The following is a 23,279-nucleotide window of genomic DNA, read 5'->3' as shown; positions in this document are numbered from 1 at the left end:
AAGTTATACCTTCCGCGCCCGCTCGGGGACCGGGGAATCCGAAAGGCGGTGACCCGGTGCGGAGGGTGCGCCGGACGGCGGGTGCGACCCCGGAGGGGCGCAGGTCACAGGCTCACGAACGGCCGGTGGTCGGCGAGGGCCAGCTCCCGGACGAAGGCGGTGATCCGCAGGGCACCGCGGGCGAGCAGGCGGGTGAGCGGGGCGCGCGACGGTCCGTAGGCCGCGCTCCACAGGCGTGGTACGCGGTTGCTCATGTCTCCAGCGTGGACCTGCGCGGGCGCCCGGTCCACCGGGGGGCGCCGGGACCGTCGCGGCCCGGTGGTGTCAGGGCCGCAGCGCCCGCAGCAGCAGGCCGGCCAGCTGGTCGGCGACCTCCTGGGGGGTGAGCGGGCCGTCCGGCCGGTACCAGGTGGACAGGTGGTGGACGGACCCGAAGTGGTAGTCGACCACCAGGTCGGCGGGGGTCTCGGTGGTGAACACGCCGGCCTGCTGGCCTTCCTCGATCAGCGCCCGGAACCGCTCGTGGTAGCGCCGCCGCTCGGACCGCACCTGCTTGTTCTTCTCCGGGCTCAGGTGGTGCATCGAGCGGAAGAAGATCGAGGCGTCGTCGAGGTTCTCGATGGTGGTGACGACCACGTCCGCGGCGGCGGCGCGGAGCCGCTGCTCGACCGGGGCGTCGGCGCCCGCGAAGGCGTCGAGCCGTTCCTGCTGGAGCCGCAGCACCCGGGAGTAGACCTCCTGCAGGAGGTCCTCCTTGGAGCCGAAGTAGTGGTAGAGCGCGCCCTTGGTGACTCCCGCCGCCTCGACGATCTCCTGCACGGAGGTCCGGTCGTAGCCCTGCTCGGCGAAGAGCCGGGTGGCGGCGGCCAGCAGCCTCTGGGGGACGGGGGTACCGCTCCCGTCCGTCGTCCTGGCCATGCGCCGCCGCCTCTCTCTCGTCATCGTCGTCACGGGCGGGAACGGAGTTCCCGCCTGAGGATCTTCCCACTTGTCGTCTTGGGCAGCTCCGCCAGGATCTCGACCTCGCGGGGATACTTGTACACGGCCAGGCGCTGCTCGCAGTGGGCGGCCAGTTCCTCGGGACTCGCCTCGGCTCCCGGGCGCAGGCTGACGTAGGCCCTGACGGTCTCTCCCCGGTAGGCGTCGGGCACCCCGACGACCGCGGCCTCCCGGACGGCCGGGTGCGTGTAGAGCACGTCCTCGACCTCCCGCGGCCACACCTTGAAGCCGGAGGCGTTGATCATGTCCTTCTTGCGGTCGACGACGTACAGCCAGCCGTCCGTGTCCATGAAGCCGATGTCGCCGGTGCGCAACTCCCCGTCGGGGAAGGTCGCGGCGGTGGCCTCGGGCATCCCCCAGTAGCCGGGCACGACCTGGGGGCCGCGGACCGCGATCTCGCCCTGCTCCCCGAAGGGCACCTCGGCACCCGTCTCGTCCAGGATGCGCACGAGCGTGTCCGGTCCGGGGACGCCGACCGACAGGGTCCCGGACACGGGGTCGACCGGGGCCTCCTTCTCCGGCGGTACGGCGGCGCACGGCGCGGTGCACTCGGTGAGGCCGTAGCCGTTCCGGATGTACGGGCCGAAGCCGGCGCGGAACCTCTCGACCAGGGCGGGCGGCACGGGGGCGCCGCCCGAGGAGACGACCAGGAACGAGGAGAAGTGGTCGGGGGTGGCGGCGGGGTGGGCGCCCAGGGCCATGAAGGCGGTGGAGGGGCCGACCGTGTAGGCGGGCCGGTGCTCCAGGAAGGCGTCGAGCACGACCCCGGCCTCGAAGCGGTAGGCGAGGCCGAGGGTGCCGGCGTTGACGAAGCAGGCGCCGAGCTCGCAGACGAGGCCGGTGATGTGGAAGAGGGGCGCGAGGACGAAGTAGCCGGCGCCCTCGGGGACCGGGTGGCCGGTGCGTTGGCGTTCGGCGTTGTGGACGATGCCGCGATGCAGGTTGAGCGCGCCCTTGGGGGTGCCGCTGGTGCCGGAGGTGTAGCTGATCAGGGCCACGTCGTCGGCGCCGGGGTCGCGGTCCGCGGGGGCCGGGTGTCCGGCGCGGGCGACCTCGATCAGGTCGTCCGTCTCGGTGGGGACCCGCTCGAAGGCGAGCACGCGGGGGTCGTCGCGGGTCTGCAGGTCGCGCTCGCAGGCGGTGAGCGTGACGCCGACGGCGGCCGCGGCCGCGGTGTCGCGCAGATGGCTCTCCCAGGCGCGGTCGGAGCAGATCAGGGCGGTGGCGCCGGAGTCGCGCAGGGCGTGGCCGACCTCGCCGGACTTGTACATGGGGTTGAGCGGGACGACGGTGGCGCCCGCCTTCCAGGCGCCGAGCAGAGCCAGCACGAAGTGGGGGCTGTTCTGGAGCATGATCGCGACCCGGTCGCCGCGGGCCACGCCCCGGGCGGCGAGGTGTCCGGCGACCGAATCGGAGAGCGCGTCCGTCTCGCGGTAGGTCAGCCGGCCGTCGAAGTAGGCGAGGGCGGGATGACCGGGGGTGCGGGCGGCGGCGGCGCGGAAGGCGTGCAGCACGGTGGGCGGCGGCGCTATCGGGGCCCGCTGCGCCTCGGTGAGCTGGGCCACCCAGGGCATCGCGGCGTAGATCGAGGTCATGCGCCGGCTCCCTCCCACTTCTGCTGGAGGTGGTTCATGTTCCCGAGCCAGCGTTCGGGGTCGGTCGCGCGGGCCCGGTAGTAGTCGGCGACCTCGGCGTGCGGCAGCACCAGGAAGCGGTCGGTGTCGATGGCGTCGAAGAGGGAGTCGGCGACGTCCTCGGGCTCGATGGCGGTGGGGGCCAGGACGAGTTCGCCGGCCGATCCGGCGGCCGTGAGCATGTCCGTGCGGACGCCCTGCGGACAGATCGCGTGGACCTTGATCCCGCGGTGCCGGTAGGTCAGCGAGAGCCATTCGGCGAAGGCGTAGGCGCCGTGCTTGGAGACGCTGTAGGGCGCGGCGCCGACCATGGTGAGCAGGCCGGCGGCGGAGACGGTGGAGACGAAGCGGCCGCTGCCGCGCTCCAGCCATTCGGGCAGCAGGGCGCGGGCCGCGCGGACGTGCGCCATGACGTTGACGTCCCAGGCGGCGGCCCAGACGGCCTCGTCGGCGAAGGCGTCCCCGGGGGAGGCGAGCCCGGCGTTGGCGCACCACACGTCGATGGAGCCGGGGCCGCCGAGGGCGTCGCGGGCCTCCTCGACGATGGCGGAGGCGTCGCCCGCGATCGCCAGGCCGCCGATCTCCTCGGCGACGGCCTTGGTGCGGTCGGGATCGAGGTCGTTGACGACGACCCGGGCGCCCTCGGCGGCGAACCGGCGAGCCAGTGCGGCGCCTATCCCGCCTCCCGCACCCGTGACGACCACTCCAGCGCCCTGCACCGTACTCATCGGGACCCGCCTCTCCGTTGCGACAGTGACAGCAGACTAACCAGTCGGTATGTCGTCACGGAAGCCCTCCTCGACGACACCTCGCACCGCACGCCTCGTTCCGCGCGGCCGGTGCAGGCGCTAGCGTGCGTGCCCATGTCAGGGAAGGCGATCAAGGAGGTTTCCGCATGAGCCTGTCCAGACGGGGTCTGCTCGCCGCCGGCGGCGCCCTGGGCGCGGGGGCCGTGGCCGCCCCCGCGGCCGCCGCGCACGAGGGTGGGCGCCGGGTGCGCACCGGCTTCGACCGGCTCGCCGCCGACGGCTACGCGCTCCTCGCCGGAGAACGGGTCGGCATCGTCACCAACCCGACCGGGATCACCGCCGACGCCCGGCACATCGTGGACGTCATGCACGCCGACGACCGGGTGGACCTGACGGCCGTCTTCGGCCCCGAGCACGGCTTCCGGGGGACCGCGCAGGCGGGCGGCTCCGAGGGCCGCCACGACGACCCGGCGACCGGACTGCCCGTCTACGACACGTACCTGAAGAGCGGTCAGCCGCTCGCCGACGTGTTCACCGCCTCCGGCGTGGACACCGTCGTCTTCGACATCCAGGACGCGGGCGCGCGCTTCTACACCTACATCTGGACGCTGTACGACTGCATGGCGGCCGCCGCCCTGGCCGGCAAGCGCTTCGTCGTCCTCGACCGGCCGAACCCGGTGACCGGGCGGGCGGCCCTCGGCCCGGTCCTGGACCGGGCCTTCGCGACCTTCGTGGGACGCGAACCGATCGCCCAGGCGCACGGGATGACGGTGGCGGAACTGGCCCTGCTGTTCAACGCCGAGTTCCTGACGACCCCGGTGCGGCTGCGGACCGTGACGATGTCGGGGTGGAGGCGCCGGGACTTCTTCGACGCGACCGGGCTGCCCTGGGTGCCGCCGAGCCCCAACATGCCGACGCCGGAGACCGCGCTCGTCTACTCCGGGACCTGCCTCTTCGAGGGCACCAACCTCTCCGAGGGGCGCGGCACGACCCGCCCCTTCGAACTGCTGGGCGCGGAGGGGATCGACCGGCGCTGGGCGGAGGAGGCGAACGCCCTGGAACTGCCCGGGGTCCGCTTCCGGGAGGCGTACTTCGCCCCGACCTTCTCCAAGTTCCAGGGAAAGACGGTCGGCGGCGTCCAGCTCCACGTGCACGACCGCGACGTCTTCGACCCGGTACGCACCGGCATCGGGCTGCTGATCAGCGCGAAGCGGTCGTGGAGCGGGTTCGCCTGGCGTCCGGACAACTGGATCGACAAGCTGACCGGCTCCACCCGGGTGCGGACCCTCGTCGACGCGGGCGCGGACACGGACGAGGTGGTCGGCGCCTGGGCCGCGGACCTGGCGGCCTTCCGCGCCGTGCGCCGGGAGCACCTGCTCTACCGCTAGGGCGTGTTGCCGATCTTGCGGGGACGCGGGCCGAGCGGGTCCCGCCCGCCCTGGTCGATCGGCACGGCCCCGCGCCCCCGGCAGCAGCCCGGCACCGGTCCGCCCGGCCGGCTCGTACGACCTGTTGCCGCACGTCCCGGTGGACTCCGCGGCGCGTCTGCGCCGAAAGCCTGGCCGTCCCCCCGTGCGCGCAGGATGCTGTCGCGGGAGGGGTCCCCCGGACTCCTTCCGCGACAGTGTCCTCGACACGGAGGGACGGACCGCCCATGGCCGGGATGAGTGTGGAGCCGTACCGGGAGATCACCTTCGACAAGGACGGAGACGGCGCGGCCGGGCAGCACGAGGCGCTGTCGGCGCTCACCGCGCGGGGGACCACGGACCTGGTGGTGTTCGCCCACGGGTGGAACAGCGACCCGTCCGTGGCCACCCGTATGTACGCGGCCTTCTTCGCCCCCTTCCCGGGCTTGGTGCGACCGGGCGTGCGGCCGGCGTACGCCGGTGTGGTGTGGCCGTCGACGATGTTCACGGACGAGCCGATCCCCGACTTCGAGTCGGTGGCGGCGGTGCATCCCGGCAAGGAGGCCGTGGTGGAACGGCTGTCCGTGCTGCTGCGGGAGCAGCCGGAGGACGAGGCCGCCTTCACCGAGTTCGGCGATCTGCTCAGGGAGCTGACCGACACCGGCTCGGCCTCCCGGTCCCTCGCCGAGGGGCCGCCGGTGCCCGACTTCCTGCTGGGGGATCCGGTGGCGGTCTGCGCGATGTTCGCGGACGCGCTGGACGAGGCGGCCGGACCGGGGGCGGTACCGACGCCGCGCGAGGCGTTCGGGGGCCGGCTCGGACGGTACTGGAAGGGCGCCCGCGAGGCGCTGCGCCAGGCCACGTACTACACGATGAAGCGCCGGGCCGGCACGGTCGGCGAGCGGGGACTCGGGCCGCTGCTCGGCCGGCTCGCCCGCTCCGCCCCCGGCCTGCGGATCCATCTCGTCGGCCACAGCATGGGCGGGCGGCTCGTCGCGTACGCGCTGCGCGGCCTGCCCGACGGCGTGCGCACCGTCCGGTCCGTGACCCTGCTCCAGGGGTCCTTCTCGCACTACGCCTTCGCGGCGAGCCTGCCGCACGAGCCCGGCCGGGGCGGGGCCTTGCGGGACATGCAGCGGCGGGTCGACGGGCCGGTGGTGGCCTGCTACTCCCGGCACGACACGGCCCTCGGGGTGATCTACCCGCTGGCCGCGCGGCTGGCCCGGGACGCCGAGTCGATCCTCGGCAGCGACCGCCGCTGGTGGGCGATCGGCCACGACGGCATCCAGGCGGTGCCGGGCACGGCCTCCCTGAGTCTGGCCACGGCGCTGCGCGACGGTGTTCCGGCCTCGGGCTGCGTGAGCGTGGACGCGGCGGCGGTGGTCAAGGACGGCGGCCCTCCCGGCGGCGCGCACAGCGACATCATCCACGTGGAGCTGGCACGGGTGATCGCCTCGGCGGGCCGGTTCGGGGCCTGAGGGTCCGTCGGCCGGGGAGTCGTCGCGTCGGTGGGCCCGCCGGGCCCGCCGTCGATCCCGTCGCGGACCGCGGGGGCCGGTCGGGCGGCGAGTTCTCGCCAGACCTCGGGAGCGCCGGAACCGCCGGCCGCGGCGCCCGGAAGGGCTTCCGGGCCGCCCCCCGGGAGCCCGGGCCAGGGCACCTCGCCGGACCGGACCGGTGCGCCGGCCGGCTTCGGGGAGCCCTGCGCCACAGGTGTCCTGACCTGGGAAGAATCCGGTTCTTCACGGACGGCGAGCCCGTCCGTGAGCGCCTCGTCCGCGGCGTCGGCAAGCCGGTCGGACCCCCGGTCCGGGAGGGCCGGACCGCCCGCGAGTCCGCCTGTCGCGTCCCGTGCCGAACGTCCCCCGTACGCCGTTCACGGACCTCTTCGAATTTTCGATGGAACAGGACGGGGCACTCGTTCGTCCATCCCATAACGTCCTTGACGCCGAAGTACCAGCGACGGAGGTGCGGAGCGATGGCCGGTTTCCGGAGTCTTGCGAGACAGGTGCGTGATCCGGGGTGCGACACGGCGCTGCGGCGGTACTCGCTGCGCAAGTGCCTGGAGCGGTTCGCCCCCTACGGGCACCGAGCGACCTGGGCCCACCTGTGCCGGAGGCACGGGTTCGGGCCCGAGGACCGGGAGCTCGATCCGGGGCGGCTGGTGGCCGCACTGGAGGAACTGGAGGAGGCGCGGGCCGTGTGGCTCGCCTACGAGGAGGAGTTCGCCGAGCGGCGGCGGCGCGAGAAGCACGACGGGCTGCGCCGGCCGGGCGCGCTCGACGACTGGCACCGGCGGACCTGGGGCGGCAACGGGGTGGCGCGGTGCGACGATCCCGCCGTGCATCCCTCGGAGCCGCTGGCCGAGGTGCTGCGACGACTGATAGCCGCCCTGCGATCGGGCCCGGGGGATGCCTGCCCGGTGTGCGCGGGACCCCGGATCGAGTGGCGTCCGGAGCTGCGCGAGGAACCGTGGTTCGGCCCGGTGTGCGGGAACTGCGGGGTGGTCGTACCGCAGGCGGTCCTCACCGCGGGAGCGCTGGCCCGGGCGCGGGGCGAGTCCCTGCCGCGTCTGGTGTCCGCGGCCTGAGCGGCGGAGCGGGAACGTGTGATCCAGGTCTGCCCGAAAGCACGCGCGGCCCCGGTGACACCGCGGCCGTGCCGATGTCGCCCGGTGCCATGGCCGCCGGCGGCGCAGGCGGTCGGGGCCGGGGCGGTGGACGCGCACGTCCACCCCGGAACGCCGTGCGGTGACGACACGCTCTCGCCCCCGGTGCCGGCGGCGACCCTCACCGCGAGCCGCGCCGCGGTCGACGTCCCGGCGGGCGTGACGACCGGCGCGTGGGCGGAGCCCGATCCGGTACGGCGGGTGGAGCGCGTCCGGTCGTGGACGGGGAGCAGGGGCGATGCCGAACTCGCCTCGCCGGCTCGTGGCTCCGCGGTGCCCGGTGGAAGCAAGTGACGGTACCAGGCGGTAAATCGGTGGCCCAGCGGTATGCGCATGCCGCAGTGTGTCCGGCGATGACGACACCCTGAATCCACCGGAGAACCGCCATGTCGACGCTGCGCGTCACCGCCGAAGTGCTGACCGTCCACGCCCATCCGAACGCCGACGCGCTCGAGCTGGCCCAGGTGGGCCTCTACCGCGCCGTCGTCGCCAAGGGCGCGTACCGCACGGGCGACATGGCGATCTACATCCCGGAGCAGGCGGTGCTCCCGCTCGCCCTGGTGGAGGAGCTCGGACTGACCGGGCGGCTCGCCGGAAAGGCCTCGGACCGCGTCAAGGCGGTGCGCCTGCGGGGTGAGTTGTCGCAGGGACTCGTGTGTCGGCCGAAGGCGCTCGCGGACGTCGACCTGGCCGAGGCGGTCGCCGTGGAGACCGACTTCGCCGAACTGCTCGGGATCACCAAGTGGACACCACCGATCCCGACGACGATGTCCGGGGACGTGGAGGCCGCGCCCGATCTGCTGCCCTGGTGCGACATCGAGAACCTCCAGCGTTATCCGGGGATCTTCGAGCCCGGCGAGCCGGTGGTCCTCACGGAGAAGCTGCACGGATCGGCCTGCCTGCTCACGTACTTCGCGGAGGACGGGCGGGTCCAGGTGTCCTCGAAGGGGTTCGGGGCGAAGGGCCTGGCCCTCCGGGAGGATCCGCGCAACCTGTACTGGCGGGCGGTCCTGGGGCACGATGCCCCGGCCGTCGCGGCACGGCTCGCCGAGCGGCTGGGGGCGCGCCGGATCGGCCTGTTCGGCGAGGTGTACGGCGCCGGGGTGCAGGACCTCGGCTACGGCGCCAACGCGCGCGGCGAGGACCTCGGTTACGCGGTCTTCGACGTGTCGGCCGAGATCGACGGCGAGGTGCGCCGGCTGGACCCGGCCGAGGTCCTGGAGCCGGGTGAACTGCCGCTCGTCCCGCGGCTGTACACGGGGCCGTACGACCTCGGCACCGTGCTGGAGCTGGCGACCGGCCGCGAGACCGTCTCCGGGCGGGAGCTGCACCTGCGGGAGGGCGTCGTGATCCGCCCGGTGACGGAGCGGTACAGCCCGGTGGTCGGAGGGCGGGCCATCGCCAAGGCGGTCAGCCCCGCGTACCTGACGCGCAAGGGCGGCACCGAGTACGAGTAGGGCGGGTCACCGCCCTCCGAGAACAGCAGGGGTCCGACCACGGGGGTGTCGGGCCCCTGCGCCGTGTCCGGCGCGGGGAGCGGGGCGTCGCGGCCCGGGGAGGACGGGACAGCCCTCAGTCCCGCGGCGCGCGCCGGCGTTCCGGCAGCAGGCGCGAGCCCGTCATGCGCTCGCCGACGACGTCGTCCGGGTTGGACAGCACGCAGTTCTCCAGCGAGAGGCAGCCGCAGCCGATGCAGTCCGCGAGGTGGTCGCGCAGCCGTCCGAGCTGGTCGATCCGCTCGTCCAGCTCGGTGCGCCACGCCTCCGAGAGCCGCGCCCAGTCCTCCTTGGTGGGGGTGCGCTCCTCGGGGAGTCCGGCGAGCGCCTCGCGGATGGTGGCCAGCGGGATGCCGACGCGCTGGGCGGCGCGGATGAAGGCGACGCGACGCAGGGTGTCACGGACGTAGCGACGCTGGTTGCCGCTCGTACGGCGGCTGCTGATCAGGCCCTTGGTCTCGTAGAAGTGCAGGGCGGACACGGCGGCGCCGCTGCGCGCGGACAGCTGACCGACGGTGAGCTCGTGGATCTTCTCCGGAATCTGAGGCACTCCTCGAACCCTACTGGTTCGGTCCGGGCGACCCGTTGACAGCGCACCCCGATACGGCCAGACTAAGCAGTCGCTTAGATGTGGGACCGACCGGATGAGAGGCAGGGAGCAGGGACATGGCTGAGCCGAGGATCTTCACGTCCGCCGAGGAGCTGCGCGCCGGAGTGGGCGAGCAGCTGGGGCAGAGCGACTGGCTGGAGGTCGACCAGAAGCGGATCGACCTCTTCGCCGACGCGACCGGCGACCACCAGTGGATCCACGTGGACCCGGAGCGGGCCGCCGGCGGACCCTTCGGCCGGACCATCGCACACGGCTATCTGACGCTGTCGCTGCTGCCGGCGCTCGTACCGCAGATCATGCGCGTCGAGGGCATGAAGATGGGCATCAACTACGGCACCAACAAGGTCCGCTTCCCCTCCCCCGTGCCCGTGGGCTCGCGACTGCGCGCGAGCGCCGTCCTGACCGAGGTGACGGATGCCGGCGGCGGCGTGCAGGTCACCGCGACCGTGACCGTGGAGCGCGAGGGCGGCGACAAGCCGGTGTGCGTCGCCGAGTCGGTCTCCCGCTACTACTTCTGAGCCCCGACCATCCGCAGCACGAGGTCGGCGTAGAGCGCGCCGACCTCGTCGGCCGTCCGGCGGCCCTCCGTGTTGAACCAGCGGGACACGTCGATGCACAGCGAGAGCACCGCGACCGTCGTGCCGGCCACGTCCGGCACGTCGAACTCCCCTGCCGCCACACCCTCGTTGACGATCCGGCGCACGACGGCGTCGGACTCGCGGCGCAGCGCCACGATCTCGGTGCGGTGCTCGGGGCCGAGCGCGTCCAGCTCGTACTGGACGACCCGCGCGGTGGTGTGCCGCTCGGCGTGCCAGCGGACGAAGGACCGTACGGCGTCGGCGAGCCGCTCCCCGGCCGTGCCGTCGCCGTCGGCCGCGACCCGGAGGATCTCCAGCGCCTTGTCGTGACCGATGCGGCTGATCCGGTGGAGCAGCTCTTCCTTGGTCTTGTAGTGGATGTAGAGGGCGGCCGGACTCATGCCCGCGCGGCCCGCGATGTCACGGGTCGTGGTGGCGTGGTAGCCGCGCTCGGCGAACGCCTCGACGGCCGCGACCAGCAGACGCCGGGCGGCCTCGGGCGTGACCTCGCCCCACGGCACGTCCTCGCCGCCGGGCGTCTCCTCCGCCACGCTCATCGCTCGCCCCTTCTTCATCCGTCAAGGACGAACACCATACAACGAAGCTGAGCAAGCGCTTAGAGGTGTGGCGCAGGATCCCTGTCGCCGGACGCCGGGAGCGGGCGAGCCGGATCGGGCCTTCCGAGGGCCGGAGCGCCGGAGGGGCCGGAGCCGGCGCACGGCGTCAGAGCTTCTGGAAGGGGTCGTGCTCGGCGAGGAGCTTCTCCAGGCGGGCCTGGTCGACCCGGCTGACGATCTGGCCGACCTCCTGGCGGTCGCGGACGACCTTGGCGAGCGTGAAGGCCGAGGTCGTCAGGTAGAGGACCGCGATGGCGAGGAAGGACCGCACCCAGGCGTCCGCTTCGAGCTTGTAGATCCCGACGGCCACCGCCGTGAGGGCGAGTCCGAAGGAGATGACGGCCTGCATGTGGTAGGCGGCCGTGTTCTGCTGCTTGACCGGTGTCTCACTCATGCCCGACAGCATCCGGCGGATGTGCCGGGGGCCACATCCGCTCGGCTACTCATCCCGGTACTCAGAAGGCGGAGACCCCCGTCAGCGCCCGCCCGATGATCAGCTTCTGGATCTGGCTGGTGCCCTCGTAGAGCGTCATCACCCGGGCGTCGCGGAGGAGCTTCCCGACCGGGTACTCGTCGATGTAGCCGTAGCCGCCGAAGACCTGGAGAGCGTTGTTGGCACAGCGCACGGCGGCCTCCGAGGCGTACAGCTTCGCCTTCGACGCGGCCGTGGCGAACTCCTCGCCCCGGTCCACCAGGTCGGCGACCCGCCAGGTCAGCAGCCGGGCCGCGTCGACGTCCACGGCGATGTCACTGATCAGCTCCTGCACCAGCTGGTAGGAGGCGATGGGCTTGCCGAACTGCTCGCGCTCCCCCGCGTAGCGGACGGCGGCGTCGAGCGCCGCCTGCGCGATGCCGACACAGCCCGCCGCGACCGACATCCTGCCCTTGGCCAGGGCGGACATGGCGATCGAGAAGCCCTTGCCCTCGGGGCCGAGCATGGCCGCGGCCGGGACGCGGACGTCCTCCAGGACCAGTTCGGCGGTGGCCTGGCCGCGCAGACCGAGCTTTCCGTGGATGGTGCGACGGGTGAGACCGGGGGTGTCCGTGGAGACGAGGAAGGCGGAGACGCCCTTGTGACCGGGGGTGTCGTCGGTCCGGGCGAAGAGAAGGACGACGTCGGCCCAGGTGCCGTTGGTGATGAACATCTTCGTGCCGTTCACGACGTAGCCGTCCCCGTCGCGGACCGCCCTGGTCGCCAGGCTCCCGGCGTCGGACCCCGTGCCGGGCTCGGTGAGTCCGAAGCAGCCGATGGCGTCGCCCGAGGCGAGCGGGGGCAGCCAGCGGCGCTTCTGCTCCTCGTCGCCCCAGGCGGCGATCGTCTTGGCGACCAGGCCGAGGGAGACAGAGACGATGCCGCGCACGGAGGAGTCGCCCCGCCCGAGCTCCTCGGTGACCAGGCAGTAGGAGAGATGGTCACCGCCGGAGCCGCCGTACTCCTCCGGGACCGTGAGCCCGAGGAAGCCGACGGCGCCGAGCTTCTTCACGATCGAGCGATCGACGCTCTCGCCGCGGTCCCAGGCGACGACGTGCGGGGCGACCTCGCGTGCGACGAAGTCCTCGGCGAGCCGCCGGACGGCTTCCTGCTCCTCGCTGAGCTCCAGGTTCACTGCGGCACCGACCTTCGATCGCGGACTTTAATTAGCACTGCTAGTTTCTGGTGTACGGGCCTACTATGTGGGCCATGGCCCGACCGCGCAAGCCCCTCCTCAGCAGAGACCGGATCGTCGAGACGGCGAGCGCGCTCGTGGACGCGGAGGGTCTCGCCGCCCTCTCCACCCGGCGGCTCGCGGCTGAACTGGGCGTGAGCGGCCCCTCGCTCTACAACCACTTCCGCACGAAGGACGAGATCCTCGACGCCGTGGCCGACGCGGTCAGCGCGAAGATCGACCTGTCGATGTTCGACGAGGACGACGGCCGCGCCTGGCGGACCGCGCTGTACGACTGGGCCCGCTCCTACCGGGCCGCGCTGGCCGACCACCCGCACATCGTCCCCGTGCTCGCGCAGGGCCCGGGCCGCCGCCCGGCGGGCCTGCGGGTGGCCGACGCCGTCTTCGGCGCCATGGTCCGGGCCGGCTGGCCGCCGGCCCAGGCGACCTCCATCGGCGCGCTGATGCGGTACTTCGTCACCGGCTCGGCGCTCGGCTCCTTCGCCCGCGGCTTCGTCGACGACGAGACGGCGTACGACCCGGCCGACTATCCGCACCTCGGCCAGGCGCACCTCCTGGCGGAGCACCGCCAGAAGGTCGACGAGGGGGCGTTCGAGACGGGACTGCGCGCGCTGCTCGACGGGCTGGCGATCCAGTACGAGGCGGGGATCCGCGGCGCCTGGGCGGGCCGCGGGGCCTGAACCCGGGCCTGCCCGTCGGCGCGGGAGAGCGGGACGGGCGCCCGCGCGACGCGGGACAGGTGCCCGGGCGTCCTCGGCACACGGCGGCGGGACCGTTCGGCCGGGGCCGAAGCAACCGTGCGGGACCCTGGTTCCATGGCTCCCCGAGACCTCGCCGCACTCGCGGCCCTGATCGCCGACGAGACCCGCGCCGCCTTCCTGCTCGCCCTGCTGGACGGACGGGCCTGGACGGCGGGCGAGCTCGCCCGCCACGCGGGCGTGGCCGCCTCCACCACCAGCGAACACCTGGGCAAGCTCGTCGCGGGCGGGGTGCTCGCGGAGGAGCGCCAGGGCCGGCACCGGTACGTTCGCCTCGCCGATCCGGGAATCGCCCACCTCGTGGAGGACCTCGCCGCTCGCGCGGAACCCACCGACCCGGATCCGCCGCGGACGCTGCGGGCCGCGAGCGCGGGGCAGGCCATGGCCCGGGGCCGTACCTGCTACGACCATCTCGCGGGGCGGCTCGGGATCGTCGTCACCGAGGCGATGACCGCGCGCGGGCTGCTGCGGCAGGACACCGGATTCGCGCTCACCGACCGCGGCATGACGTGGTTCGCGGATCTGGGGATCGCGCTCGCCGGCACGGGACGCCGGCCCGTCGCCCGCGGCTGCCTCGACCTGACCGAGCGGCGACCGCACCTCGCGGGGCTCGCCGGAGCGGCGCTGTGCCGTCACGCGCTCGACCGCGGCTGGTGCGTGCGGATCGGGTCCGAACGGGCCGTGAAGGTGACGCCCGAGGGCGAGGATGCGCTCCAACAGGCCCTGGGAGTAGACCCCTTGGAAATTAGGTGAAGACCGAACCGTTCACGGCCTACGGTCACCCCATGACGAACTCCCGCACCACCTCCCGGTCGGCCCTCGCCGCCGCCGGCGTCTCCGTCGTCCTGTGGGCCTCCGCCTTCGTCTCCATCCGCAGCGCCGGAGCCGCATACTCCCCCGGCGCCCTCGCGCTCGGCCGACTCGTCGCCGGTTCGCTCGTCCTCGTTCTCGTGCTGATGGTCCGGCGGGAGGGACTGCCGTCCCGCGGGGCATGGCCGGGAATCCTCGTCTCGGGACTGCTCTGGTTCGGCGGCTACATGGTCGCGCTCAACTGGGGCGAGCAGGAGGTGGACGCGGGCACGGCCGCGATGCTCGTCAACATCGGCCCCCTGCTGATCGCCCTGCTCGGCGCCCGGTTCCTCGGCGAGAAGCTGCCGCCCCGGCTGATCGCCGGCATGGGCGTGTCCTTCGCGGGCGCGGTGGCCGTGGGTCTGTCGATGTCGGGGAAGGGGCACGCCTCGGTGCTCGGCGTCGTGCTCTGCCTGGTCGCCGCCGTCACGTACGCCGCCGGCGTCGTCGCCCAGAAGCCGGCGCTCGCGCACGCCACCGCCCTGCAGGTCACGACGTTCGGCTGCCTCATCGGCACGGTGGTGTGCCTGCCCTTCTCCTGGCAGCTGATCGGCGAGCTGGGTGAGGCGCCGGTGTCGGCCACCCTGAACATGGTCTATCTCGGCGTCTTCCCGACCGCGCTGGCCTTCACGACCTGGGCGTACGCCCTGGCCCGCACGACGGCGGGGCGGATGGGCGCGACGACGTACGCCGTGCCGGCGCTGGTGGTCGTCATGGCGTGGGCGCTCCTGGGCGAGCTGCCGGGCCTCCTGACCCTCGCGGGCGGTGTGCTGTGCCTGGCGGGTGTGGCCGTCTCGCGCTCCCGTCCGAAGACGGCGGACGCCGAGCCCGCCGTGGCGGTCACCGGCACGGCGGACGCCCCGGGCGCGGTGGACACCGTGAAGCCGGCCCCGTCCGCCACCCCCGTGGGCGACGAGTCCGGCAAGGGCACGGCGGGTTCCGCCCGTTAATCGCTCGACGCCCCCACCGAGCCACGGGACACTCCCTTCGATGACTCAACGAACCGATACGCCGCCCAGCTGGGACGAGCGCACGCAGCTGTCCACCTTCCTCGACTACGCCCGTGACACCGCACGAGCCAAATGCGAGGGGGTCACCGCGGAGGACGCCCGCAAGGCACCGCTCCCGGGCTCGCCGCTGATGACGATCAGCGGGTTGATCAGCCATCTGCGATGGGTCGAGCACCACTGGGTCCAGGTGGTGTTCCTGGGGGAGGAACCCGCGGGACCGCTCACGGAGGCGACCGACGACGACCCCGACCCGGAGATGCGGACCGCGGTCGACATCCCGCTGCCCCGGCTTCTCGCCGAGTACGAGGAGCAGAGCGCCCGCTACCGTCGCCTGCTGGCCGACCACGACCTGGACGCGAAGGCCGTGCGCCCCCTCCGGGACGGCCGCCACGTGGACCTCCGCTGGGTGATCCTCCATCTCGTCGAGGAGACCTCCCGCCACAACGGCCACCTCGACATCGTGCGCGAGCTCGTCGACGGCCGGACGGGCGTCTGAGGTCTGTCCGAACGCCGGTGTCCCGTCGGCCGCGCCGCCTTCGCGGCGGAATCGACGGGACACCACCCGGGAGCCGGTCCTGGTCCCGGGACCGGGATGGGGACGGGGACCGGGACCGGGACCGGGACCGGCCCTAGAAGACGACCAGCGCCCGGCCGCCCTTGCCCGCGAGCATGTTGGCGAAGGCGCCCGGGATGCCGTCCAGCGTGATCCGCTCGGTGACGAGCATGGACAGGTCGAACCGGCCCGCCCGGATGTGCTCGGCGAGGACCGGCAGGTCCTCGGCCGGGTTGGAGTCGCCGTAGACGCAGCCGGACAGCGTGCGGCCCCAGTGGAAGATCTCCAGGGCGTGGAACGTCACCTGCTGGTCCTTGCCGCCGATACCGACGACGGTGGTGCGCCCGCCCCGCCGCGTGGAGTCCCAGGCGGTACGGATGGTGACGGCGCGGCCCACGCACTCGACGGCCACGTCGGCGCCCTGGCCCCCCGTCAGCTTGCGGACCTCCCGGGCCGTCGTGTCCGAGGCGACCAGGTAGTCGGTGGCCCCGGCGGCCCGGGCGAGCTCCTCCTTCTCGGGCGACACGTCGACCGCGATGATCGGCCCGGCGCCGGCGATCCGGGCGGCCTGCAGCGTGGCCAGGCCCACGCCGCCGACGCCGAAGACGACGACGGACTCCCCCTGCCGGACCCGCGCCGAGTGGTGGATCGCACCCCAGCCGGTGAGGACGGCGCAGCCGAGAAGGGCCGCCTCCGTGAGAGGGACGCCGTCGGGCGCCGGCAGCACGCAGTTCGCGGGCACCACGGTCTCCTCCGCGAAGGCCCCGACGTTGAGCCCGGGATGCAGTGCGGTGCCGTCCTCGGCGACCGCGTGCACCGCGGCCGAGCCCTTGAGGGCGTCGGCGCAGAGCCAGACCTCGCCGATCGAGCAGTGGTGGCAGGCCCCGCAGGACGGGGCCCAGTTGAGGACGACGCGGTCGCCGACGGCGACATGAGCGACGCCCTCGCCGACGGCGACGACGGTGCCGGCGCCCTCGTGTCCGAGTACCGCAGGAACGGGCACCTTCATGGTGCCGTTCGACAGGGACAGGTCGGAGTGGCACACCCCGGCCGCGGCCAGGCGCACCTTCACCCGGCCGGGGCCGGGTTCGGGGAGTTCGATGCCGGTGATCTCCAGAGGAGAGCCGACGGCGGTCAGGACGGCGGCGCGGATCACGCTCGTGACTCCTCGGGGTCTCAGAACTGGAGGGACTTGGTCTGGAGGTACTCGGCCAGGCCGTGCGCACCCAGCTCGCGCCCGACACCCGACTGCTTGTAACCACCGAAGGGGGCCAGCGGGTTGAAGCGTCCGCCGTTGATGTCCACCTGGCCGGTGTCCATGCGCCGCGCGAAGGCCACGGCGGCCTCCTGGTCGCCCCAGACGGCGCCCGCGAGGCCGTAGACGGTGCCGTTGGCGATGGCGAGGGCCTCCTCCTCGTCCTCGTAGCGCAGGATCGAGACGACCGGGCCGAAGATCTCCTCCTGGGCGATGGTCATCTGCGGCGTGACGTCGGCGAACACGGTCGGGGAGACGTAGTAGCCGGTCTCCTTCGGGGCCTCGGGGCCGCCGGCGACGATCCGGGCGCCTTCGGCCACGCCCTTCTCGATGTAGCCGCGGACGCGCTGCTGCTGCTTGGCGTTGACGAGGGGGCCGACGCGCTCGCCCGGCACGTACTTGGCGACGGCCTCGGCGGCGAGCGCCACGGCCTCGTCGTACCGGTCGGTGTGCACCAGCATGCGGGTCCAGGCGCTGCACGTCTGTCCGGAGTTGGACATGACGTTGGCGATGCCGACGGCGACGGCCTTGCCCAGGTCGGCGGAGGGCAGGATGACGTTGGCGGACTTGCCGCCGAGCTCCAGGGCGACCCGCTTGACGGCCCCGCCCGCGGTGGCGCCGATCTGCCGGCCGACGGCGGTGGAGCCGGTGAAGGAGACCAGGTCCACGTCGGGGTGTTCGGCGAGCGCCTGACCCGCGACCGGGCCGAGACCCGTGACCAGGTTGAAGACTCCGGCCGGCAGCCCCGCCTCGTGGACGGCCTCGGCGAAGAGCTGGGCGGTCAGCGGGGTGTCCTCGGCGGGCTTGAGCACGACGGTGCAGCCGGCGGCGAGCGCGGGCGCGACCTTGGCGACGATCTGGTGGAGCGGGTAGTTCCACGGGGTGATCGCGCCGACCACGCCGACGGGCTCGGCGTAGACCGTGGAGTTGCCGACCTTCTCCTCGAAGGGGTGGGTGGCGGCGAGTTCGGCGAACGAGCCGGCGACGGCGATCGGCAGCCCGGTGTGGACGGCGGCCGCGAGCTGGGGCGGGGCGCCGAGCTCGGCGGTGACCGTGGCGGCGATCTCCTCCGCGCGGGCCGCGAGTGCGTCGCGGAGGGCCGCGATGCCGGCCGCCCGCTCGGTGGGCGCGGTGGCGGCCCAGCCGGGGAAGGCGGCGCGGGCGGCCCGTACGGCGGTGTCCACGTCCTCGGCGGTCCCGGCCGGGACGTGCCCGATGACCTGCTCGTCCGCCGGGTTGATCACCGGGATGGTGTCGGAGGAGGCGGCTGCGCGCCATGCTCCGCCGATGTACATCGCGTCGTGGGCCTTCATCGACTGTCTCCTTGGGGCCGGCCGGTTCGTCATCCGGACCCAAACTAGCGCTGTTAGTTTTCTGGCGCCAGGGTCGGCCGTACCCACTGTCACGCATCCCACACCGGCCGCCCCGGGGTACCGGATCCGGCGGGCCCGCGCCGCGAGGGCGCGGGCCCGCCGGGTGGTCGCGCGCCCGCCGGGCGGTCCGCAGGGACTCCGTCGCGCCGCCGCCTCCGGTCAGATCCGGCGGGCGACGTCGGTGAGGTGGGCGAAGACGACGATGTTCGCCTCGTACCCGGTCCTGGGCGAGAACGCTCCCCCGCAGGTGAGCAGCCGGAGCTCCGGCCGGCCCGTGGAGCCGTACACCTCCGTGTCGGGGAACGCGGCCTTGGTGTAGGTGCGGACCTTGTCGACCGTGAAGACGGCGACACGGCCGTCCGCCCGGGCGACCCGGATGGTGTGGCCGGTGGTCAGCGAGTCGAGGTTGAGGAAGATGGCGGGGCCCGTCAGGGTGTCGCGGTGCCCGACGAAGATGGCCGTGCCGCGCTCCCCCGGCGTGGCACCACGGGCGTACCAGCCGACGACGCGCGGGTTGTCGACCGGCGGCGAGCCCAGCCTTCCGGAGCGGTCCAGGCCAATGCCGCGCACCGGTGCCTCGATCGTGATCGCCGGAATGGCCAGGCGGGTCGCGCGCGAGGCGGACAGCGGCGCGGGGGACGGCCTGGGCGGGTGCGGTGGGCGCGCCGGCGGCTTCGGCCTCACCGCCTGCTTCGGTCTCGCCGCCGGCCGGACGGCGGGTCCGGCCGCCGGCGGGCCGGGGTGGGCCGCCGACCCGTCACCGGCGCGCCGCCCGTCCACGGCCGGGGCGGCGTTCGCCGACGGGTCGGGCGGCTCCCCGCCCTGCGCCCACCAGACCCCGCCGACGGTCAGGGACAGGGCTCCCACGACGGTCCGCAGGAGCCGGAGGCGACGCCGTCGCCGGCGCGCGGAGCGGGATCTACGCGGTGCCATCGGTGCGGCGCCGCGACCGGCGGACGAGGATCAGCACGGCCGTACCCGCGAGCCCGGCGGCGAGGGCCGACCCGGCACCGAAGTCGGAGCCGTCGTCCGCGGCGACCTCGGCGCTGCCACCGCCGCCGGCGCCGACCGGGCCGTACGGCGGGCGGCCGTCGCCGCGGTCGGCGCGCCGGGCCGCGGCGACCGCCTCGTCGGCACCGCTCGCCCGGACGTCGTCACCCCCTCCGGCGCCGGCTTCCGCACCCCTCTCGCCGTCGGCTCCGGCGCCGTCCGGCTCCGCGCTTTCCGGCTCCGCGCCTTCCCCGCCGCCGTCACCGCCGTCGCCACTCCAGGCGTTGCCGTTCGCGCCCGGGGCGCCGCCTCCGGCTTCCCCGGCGCCGCCGTCACCGCTGCCTCCGCCGCCTCCGCCGCCTCCGGCATCGTTGGGCTGAGGGTTGGTCAGGTCACCGGCGCAGTCGACCCGGAAGCCCTTGGCCCGGCCGGTCTCGACGGCGCCGTCGAAGGTCCAGGTGAGCTGGTACCGGCCCTCGGGCAGGGCCAGGTCCACGGTGTGCCCCCTGCCGCCGCGGAGCGGGATGCGGCCGCCGGAGGTCGCCGCGCCGACCCGGGGCTGGGGCGCGATCTCCCAGTCGACCTCGCGGAGCGTCTCGAAGTCGAAGGCGGCGAGGTGGAACTGGCAGACCCGGGTGTGGTCGGCGCGGCTGTCGGGGTCCGTGCCCACGCGTTGGATCTTGAGGTCACCGCTGTCCCCGGCGACGGCGTCGGCGGTGGGGGCGCCGGTCCACAGCACGCCGCCGGCGGCCAGGGCGGCGAGTGCGGTGGACAGCAGCGGACGGACGGTCAGGACGGTCATGAAGGGGTTCCTCCCGGTCGCGACGAGGCCAGATGATTCGGCAGATAATCTGACTATCTGTGGCGACAGGGAGACAGAGGGTGGCGGCAGCGCCGCGTCACCCTCCGATCTTCACCCCATCGGTCCTGGGGGTGTCTTGTCGATCTTGCCCGGTCCAGCCTGATCGACAGGACCGCCCTCGGGTGCCCGCCCCCGGGGTACCGGCGGGCTTCGCGGTACCGCCGCCCGCCGCGACGAGCGCGGCCGGGCCGAGCCCGGCACCGGCGGGACCGGGGAGGTCACGGCAGGGGTGCCACGTCCACGGGGAAGCCGTTGAGCACGGCGGTGCCCGAGAGCGGGTCCAGCCGGGAGCCGTCGAGCAGCTGGTTCACGTTCACGCCGGGGCGACCGGCCGCGACCGTGAGCCGGGTGCCCGGGCGGTCGTGTCCCCAGCCGTGCGGGAGACTGACCACCCCGTGCCGCACCGCGTCCGTGACCTCCACCTCGACGTCCAGCGCGCCGCCCGCGGAGGAGATCCGTGCGGGCTTGCCGTCCGCGAGGCCCAGACGGTCGGCATCGGCCGGGTGGACCTGGAGGGTGCACCGGTTCGAGCCGCCGTTGAGGGACGGGACGTTGTGCAGCCAGCTGTTGTTGGACCGCAGGTGACGGCGGCCCACCAGGACGAGCGCGTCCCGGCCCGCGTCCAGGGCGGCCCGCAGCCGGGGCAGGTCGGCGGCGATCGGCGCGGGCAGCAGCTCGATCCGCCCGCTGCGGGTCTTGAGGACCTGCGGGACCCGCGGCTCCAGCGGGCCGAGGTCGACGCCGTGCGGCGCCGCGCGGAGATCGTCCAGCCCGAGGTCGTACGGGCCGAGGCGGAGCATCAGGTCGAGGCGGCGCTCGGGGCCGGTACCGCCGGCGAGCAGCCGCGCCTGCTCGCCGGGATCGGCCCCGTACAGCGGGGAGTGCCGCTGGGTGACGGCCTTGGCGAGCGCGGTGTCGACGGCGAGGTCGTCGACGGCCGACGGCGGGGCGCCGTGCATGCCGGAGACGGCGAGGATCAGCCGGGCGTGGATCTCGCACTCGTCCATGCGGCCCTCGTCCAGCGGAACGGCGGCCGGGGTGAAGCGGGCCTGGTTGCGGATGGCCAACCCGTTGAAGGCGAAGTCGAAGTGGGCGCTCTGCGAGGGCGGCGGCGGGGGCAGCACCACGTCGGCGTGCCGCGTGGTCTCGTTGAGGTACGGGTCGACGGCGACCATGAAGTCGAGGGTGTCCAGGGCGTCGTCGAGGCGCCGCCCGTCGGGCGCGGACAGCACCGGGTTGGCGGCGATCGTGATCACGGCACGGATGCGGCCCTCGCCCGGGGTCTCGATCTCCTCGGCGAGCGCGGCCGTGGGGAGCTCGCCCTTGGCCTCGGGGTGACCGGAGACCCGGCTGCTCCAGCGGCCGAGCGCGAAGCCCCGGCCGGGGCCCGCGGGGCGGGGCGCGGGGGCGGTCGCGGAGAGCGGGAAGAGGGCGCCGCCGGCGCGGTCGAGGTTGCCGGTGAGGACGTTGAGGACGTCGACGAGCCAGTTGGCGAGGGTGCCGTACTCGACGGTGGAGCTGCCCATCCGTCCGTAGACGGCGGCCGAGGGCGCGGCGGCGAGTTCGCGGGCGACGTCGCGGATCGTGGCGGGGTCCAGGTCGCAGGCGTCGGCGACGGCCTCGGGGGTGAACTCCCGTACCGCCGCGCGCACCTCTTCGACACCCTCGACGTGGGCGGCGAGGTCACCGAGGTCGGTGAGGTCCTCCTCGAAGAGGGTGTGGGCCAGCGCGGCGAGGAAGAGCGCGTCGGCCCCGGGCCGGATCGCGATGTGCCGGTCGGCGAGCGCGGCGGTACGGGTACGGCGCGGGTCGACGACGGTGAGGGTGCCCCCGCGCCTGCGCAGCGCCTTGAGCCGTCCGGGGAAGTCGGGGGCGGTGCACAGGCTGCCGTTGGAGTCGAGCGGGTTGGCTCCCAGCATGAGCAGGTGCGCGGTCCGGTCCAGGTCGGGCACGGGGATGGCGAAGGGGTCGCCGAAGAGCAGCCCGCTGGAGACGTGCTTGGGCATCTGGTCGAGCGTGGAGGCCGTGAAGAGGTTGCGCGTGCGCAGGGCTCCGATCAGCAGGGGCGGGTAGAGCGCGCCGGCCATGGTGTGCACGTTCGGGTTGCCCAGGACGATGCCCACGGAGTCCGGTCCGTACTCCTCGACGAGGGGGCGGACGCGGGCGGCTATGAGGTCGAACGCCTCGGTCCAGGTGGCTTCCCGCAGGACGCCGTCGGTGCGGACGAGCGGGGCCCTGAGCCGGTCCGGGTCCGCGTCGACCTCGCCGAAGGATGCCCCCTTGGGGCAGATGAAGCCCTGGCTGAACACGTCGTCGCGGTCGCCGCGGGCGCCGGTGACCCGGGTACCGGACAGGGTCAGGGTCAGCCCGCAGGTGGCTTCGCACAGCGGACAGATGCGCAGGGCGTTGGATGTGGCGTCGGACCTGGCGTCGGGCATGACGGTCTCCCCTGGGGCGGCGACGGGCTGGGCCGAGCATACCGACCGGTAGGGATGATGGGGAGGGTCTGGCCGCGGGCAGCGGACATCGCCCGGCCGGATCGGCGGGAGCCCGGCCGGACACCTCAGGACAGGGCGGGTGCCAGGTACGCGTGGAGGAGGGCGCGGGTCTCGGCGATGAGGGCGGGATCGCCGGACGGGTCGGTGCGGAAGGCGAGTTGGAGCAGCGCGTCGGTGGCCTCGACCCCGACGAGGATCTTGCGGCGCAGGATCTCGTCGTCGGCCCGGCCGAGCGGGGGGGCCAGCAGCTCGCAGAGCCGGCCGGCGACCAGGTGGTTCGGGTCGTCGTCGCCGGCCTCGCCGGGTGCGGGCACCCCGAAGTCGACCAGGGCGAAGCCGGGCACGGTCCGCTTCATGCCGATGTACTCGTCGAGCACGGTGTCGATGGCCCGGCGGGCGTCGATCGCCGGGAGCGCGGCGAGCCGGGCGGTGATCCGCTCGGCGTAGCGGTCGAGGTTGCGGTGGGCGAGGGCGGCGGCCAGGGCGCGCTTGTTGCCGAAGAAGCGGTAGACGGACCCGATGGGGACGCCCGCCCGGACGGCGACGGCCCGGGTGCTGAGCTGTTCGTAGCCGGTCTCGTCGAGGAGTTCGGCGCACGCGTCGAGGATCCGGGTGAGCCGCTCGGCGCTGCGCTGCTGGACGGGGGTGCGGCGCAGGGCGGGCGGTGTGGGCGGGTGGGTCGGGCGGGACTGGGGCACGGGGACCAT

23 protein-coding genes and 1 pseudogene are annotated in these 23,279 nt (G+C 73.8%); 10 read left to right on the top strand and 14 right to left on the bottom strand.

Features of this window, described 5'->3' with window-relative positions; genetic code table 11:
• Positions 1-104: 104 nt before the first annotated feature.
• From ACGFZF_RS21375 to ACGFZF_RS21360, 4 genes are all read right to left on the bottom strand, one after another.
• Positions 105-254: a hypothetical protein gene (locus ACGFZF_RS21375; RefSeq protein ID WP_356601072.1), complete on the bottom strand. Its 150-nt coding sequence runs from the start codon at positions 252-254 to the stop codon at positions 105-107.
• Positions 255-324: 70 nt separating this feature from the next.
• Positions 325-918 (bottom strand): TetR/AcrR family transcriptional regulator, encoded by a 594-nt coding sequence (locus ACGFZF_RS21370; protein ID WP_356601073.1) that lies wholly within the window; start codon positions 916-918, stop codon positions 325-327.
• 29 nt (positions 919-947) lie between these two features.
• Positions 948-2,594, bottom strand: coding sequence for an AMP-binding protein (locus ACGFZF_RS21365; protein ID WP_393556308.1), 1,647 nt, complete (start codon positions 2,592-2,594; stop codon positions 948-950).
• The gene (locus ACGFZF_RS21360; protein ID WP_393556306.1) at positions 2,591-3,361 is read right to left on the bottom strand and encodes an SDR family oxidoreductase; all 771 of its coding nucleotides are present in this window, start codon (positions 3,359-3,361) and stop codon (positions 2,591-2,593) included. Before ACGFZF_RS21360 ends, ACGFZF_RS21365 begins: the two co-directional genes overlap by 4 nt.
• 167 nt (positions 3,362-3,528) lie before the next feature.
• On the opposite strand from ACGFZF_RS21360, the gene ACGFZF_RS21355 reads away from it, so the two are divergent.
• The 5 genes and pseudogenes from ACGFZF_RS21355 (at position 3,529) to ACGFZF_RS21335 (ending at position 8,913) form a co-directional block, all read left to right on the top strand.
• A complete protein-coding gene (locus tag ACGFZF_RS21355) occupies positions 3,529-4,770 on the top strand; it encodes an exo-beta-N-acetylmuramidase NamZ domain-containing protein (RefSeq protein ID WP_393556304.1) in 1,242 nt (413 codons plus the stop codon).
• Positions 4,771-5,036: 266 nt separating this feature from the next.
• Positions 5,037-6,266, top strand: coding sequence for a serine-threonine protein kinase (locus tag ACGFZF_RS21350; RefSeq protein ID WP_393556302.1), 1,230 nt, complete (start codon positions 5,037-5,039; stop codon positions 6,264-6,266).
• A gap of 500 nt (positions 6,267-6,766) precedes the next feature.
• Positions 6,767-7,378, top strand: a complete 612-nt coding sequence (locus ACGFZF_RS21345; protein WP_356601078.1) for a hypothetical protein — start codon at positions 6,767-6,769, stop codon at positions 7,376-7,378.
• Positions 7,379-7,396: 18 nt separating this feature from the next.
• Positions 7,397-7,681, top strand: a pseudogene (locus tag ACGFZF_RS21340) (3-keto-5-aminohexanoate cleavage protein); the annotation flags it as partial.
• Between the two features lie 161 nt (positions 7,682-7,842).
• Complete coding sequence (locus ACGFZF_RS21335) at positions 7,843-8,913, top strand: RNA ligase (ATP) (protein WP_393556299.1); 1,071 nt, start codon at positions 7,843-7,845, stop codon at positions 8,911-8,913.
• A 115-nt stretch (positions 8,914-9,028) separates the two neighbouring features.
• Here the strand turns inward: ACGFZF_RS21335 and soxR are convergent, their stop codons facing one another.
• Complete coding sequence (gene soxR, locus ACGFZF_RS21330; protein WP_393556297.1) at positions 9,029-9,502, bottom strand: redox-sensitive transcriptional activator SoxR; 474 nt, start codon at positions 9,500-9,502, stop codon at positions 9,029-9,031.
• Between the two features lie 116 nt (positions 9,503-9,618).
• Between soxR and ACGFZF_RS21325 the strand changes: the two genes are divergently transcribed.
• On the top strand, positions 9,619-10,080 hold the full coding sequence (locus ACGFZF_RS21325) for a MaoC family dehydratase (RefSeq protein ID WP_393556295.1): 462 nt from the start codon (positions 9,619-9,621) through the stop codon (positions 10,078-10,080).
• On the opposite strand, the gene ACGFZF_RS21320 is transcribed toward ACGFZF_RS21325, so the two are convergent.
• The 3 genes from ACGFZF_RS21320 to ACGFZF_RS21310 all read right to left on the bottom strand — a co-directional run bounded on the left by ACGFZF_RS21320 (position 10,071) and on the right by ACGFZF_RS21310 (position 12,364).
• Positions 10,071-10,697: a TetR/AcrR family transcriptional regulator gene (locus ACGFZF_RS21320; protein WP_393556293.1), complete on the bottom strand. Its 627-nt coding sequence runs from the start codon at positions 10,695-10,697 to the stop codon at positions 10,071-10,073. The genes ACGFZF_RS21325 and ACGFZF_RS21320 overlap by 10 nt on opposite strands.
• Before the next feature lie 166 nt (positions 10,698-10,863).
• Entirely contained in the window at positions 10,864-11,151 is a 288-nt protein-coding gene (locus ACGFZF_RS21315; protein WP_147977281.1) for a YiaA/YiaB family inner membrane protein, read from the bottom strand.
• Between the two features lie 61 nt (positions 11,152-11,212).
• A complete protein-coding gene (locus ACGFZF_RS21310) occupies positions 11,213-12,364 on the bottom strand; it encodes an acyl-CoA dehydrogenase family protein (protein WP_393556291.1) in 1,152 nt (383 codons plus the stop codon).
• A gap of 74 nt (positions 12,365-12,438) precedes the next feature.
• On the opposite strand from ACGFZF_RS21310, the gene ACGFZF_RS21305 reads away from it, so the two are divergent.
• The 4 genes from ACGFZF_RS21305 (at position 12,439) to ACGFZF_RS21290 (ending at position 15,537) form a co-directional block, all read left to right on the top strand.
• Positions 12,439-13,104: a TetR/AcrR family transcriptional regulator gene (locus ACGFZF_RS21305; protein WP_393556289.1), complete on the top strand. Its 666-nt coding sequence runs from the start codon at positions 12,439-12,441 to the stop codon at positions 13,102-13,104.
• 135 nt (positions 13,105-13,239) lie between these two features.
• The gene (locus tag ACGFZF_RS21300) at positions 13,240-13,935 is read left to right on the top strand and encodes an ArsR/SmtB family transcription factor (RefSeq protein ID WP_393556287.1); all 696 of its coding nucleotides are present in this window, start codon (positions 13,240-13,242) and stop codon (positions 13,933-13,935) included.
• Positions 13,936-13,967: 32 nt separating this feature from the next.
• A complete protein-coding gene (locus ACGFZF_RS21295; RefSeq protein WP_393556285.1) occupies positions 13,968-14,981 on the top strand; it encodes a DMT family transporter in 1,014 nt (337 codons plus the stop codon).
• Between the two features lie 40 nt (positions 14,982-15,021).
• Complete coding sequence (locus ACGFZF_RS21290; RefSeq protein WP_393556283.1) at positions 15,022-15,537, top strand: DinB family protein; 516 nt, start codon at positions 15,022-15,024, stop codon at positions 15,535-15,537.
• Positions 15,538-15,670: 133 nt separating this feature from the next.
• On the opposite strand, the gene ACGFZF_RS21285 is transcribed toward ACGFZF_RS21290, so the two are convergent.
• The 6 genes from ACGFZF_RS21285 to ACGFZF_RS21260 all read right to left on the bottom strand — a co-directional run bounded on the left by ACGFZF_RS21285 (position 15,671) and on the right by ACGFZF_RS21260 (position 23,279).
• On the bottom strand, positions 15,671-16,750 hold the full coding sequence (locus ACGFZF_RS21285; RefSeq protein ID WP_393556281.1) for a zinc-binding dehydrogenase: 1,080 nt from the start codon (positions 16,748-16,750) through the stop codon (positions 15,671-15,673).
• A gap of 20 nt (positions 16,751-16,770) precedes the next feature.
• A complete protein-coding gene (locus ACGFZF_RS21280; protein WP_393556279.1) occupies positions 16,771-18,162 on the bottom strand; it encodes an aldehyde dehydrogenase family protein in 1,392 nt (463 codons plus the stop codon).
• Between the two features lie 219 nt (positions 18,163-18,381).
• On the bottom strand, positions 18,382-19,155 hold the full coding sequence (locus tag ACGFZF_RS21275; protein WP_393556277.1) for a class F sortase: 774 nt from the start codon (positions 19,153-19,155) through the stop codon (positions 18,382-18,384).
• On the bottom strand, positions 19,142-20,014 hold the full coding sequence (locus ACGFZF_RS21270; RefSeq protein ID WP_393556275.1) for a hypothetical protein: 873 nt from the start codon (positions 20,012-20,014) through the stop codon (positions 19,142-19,144). Before ACGFZF_RS21270 ends, ACGFZF_RS21275 begins: the two co-directional genes overlap by 14 nt.
• Before the next feature lie 278 nt (positions 20,015-20,292).
• Positions 20,293-22,512 (bottom strand): molybdopterin oxidoreductase family protein, encoded by a 2,220-nt coding sequence (locus tag ACGFZF_RS21265; RefSeq protein WP_393556273.1) that lies wholly within the window; start codon positions 22,510-22,512, stop codon positions 20,293-20,295.
• 125 nt (positions 22,513-22,637) lie between these two features.
• Entirely contained in the window at positions 22,638-23,279 is a 642-nt protein-coding gene (locus ACGFZF_RS21260) for a TetR/AcrR family transcriptional regulator (RefSeq protein WP_393556271.1), read from the bottom strand.

Source organism: Streptomyces sp. NPDC048338 (genome assembly GCF_043201055.1).
Taxonomy (GTDB): domain Bacteria; phylum Actinomycetota; class Actinomycetes; order Streptomycetales; family Streptomycetaceae; genus Streptomyces.
The sequence above is the reverse complement of the archived record's forward strand: the minus strand, read 5'-3'. Positions and strand labels throughout refer to the sequence as shown.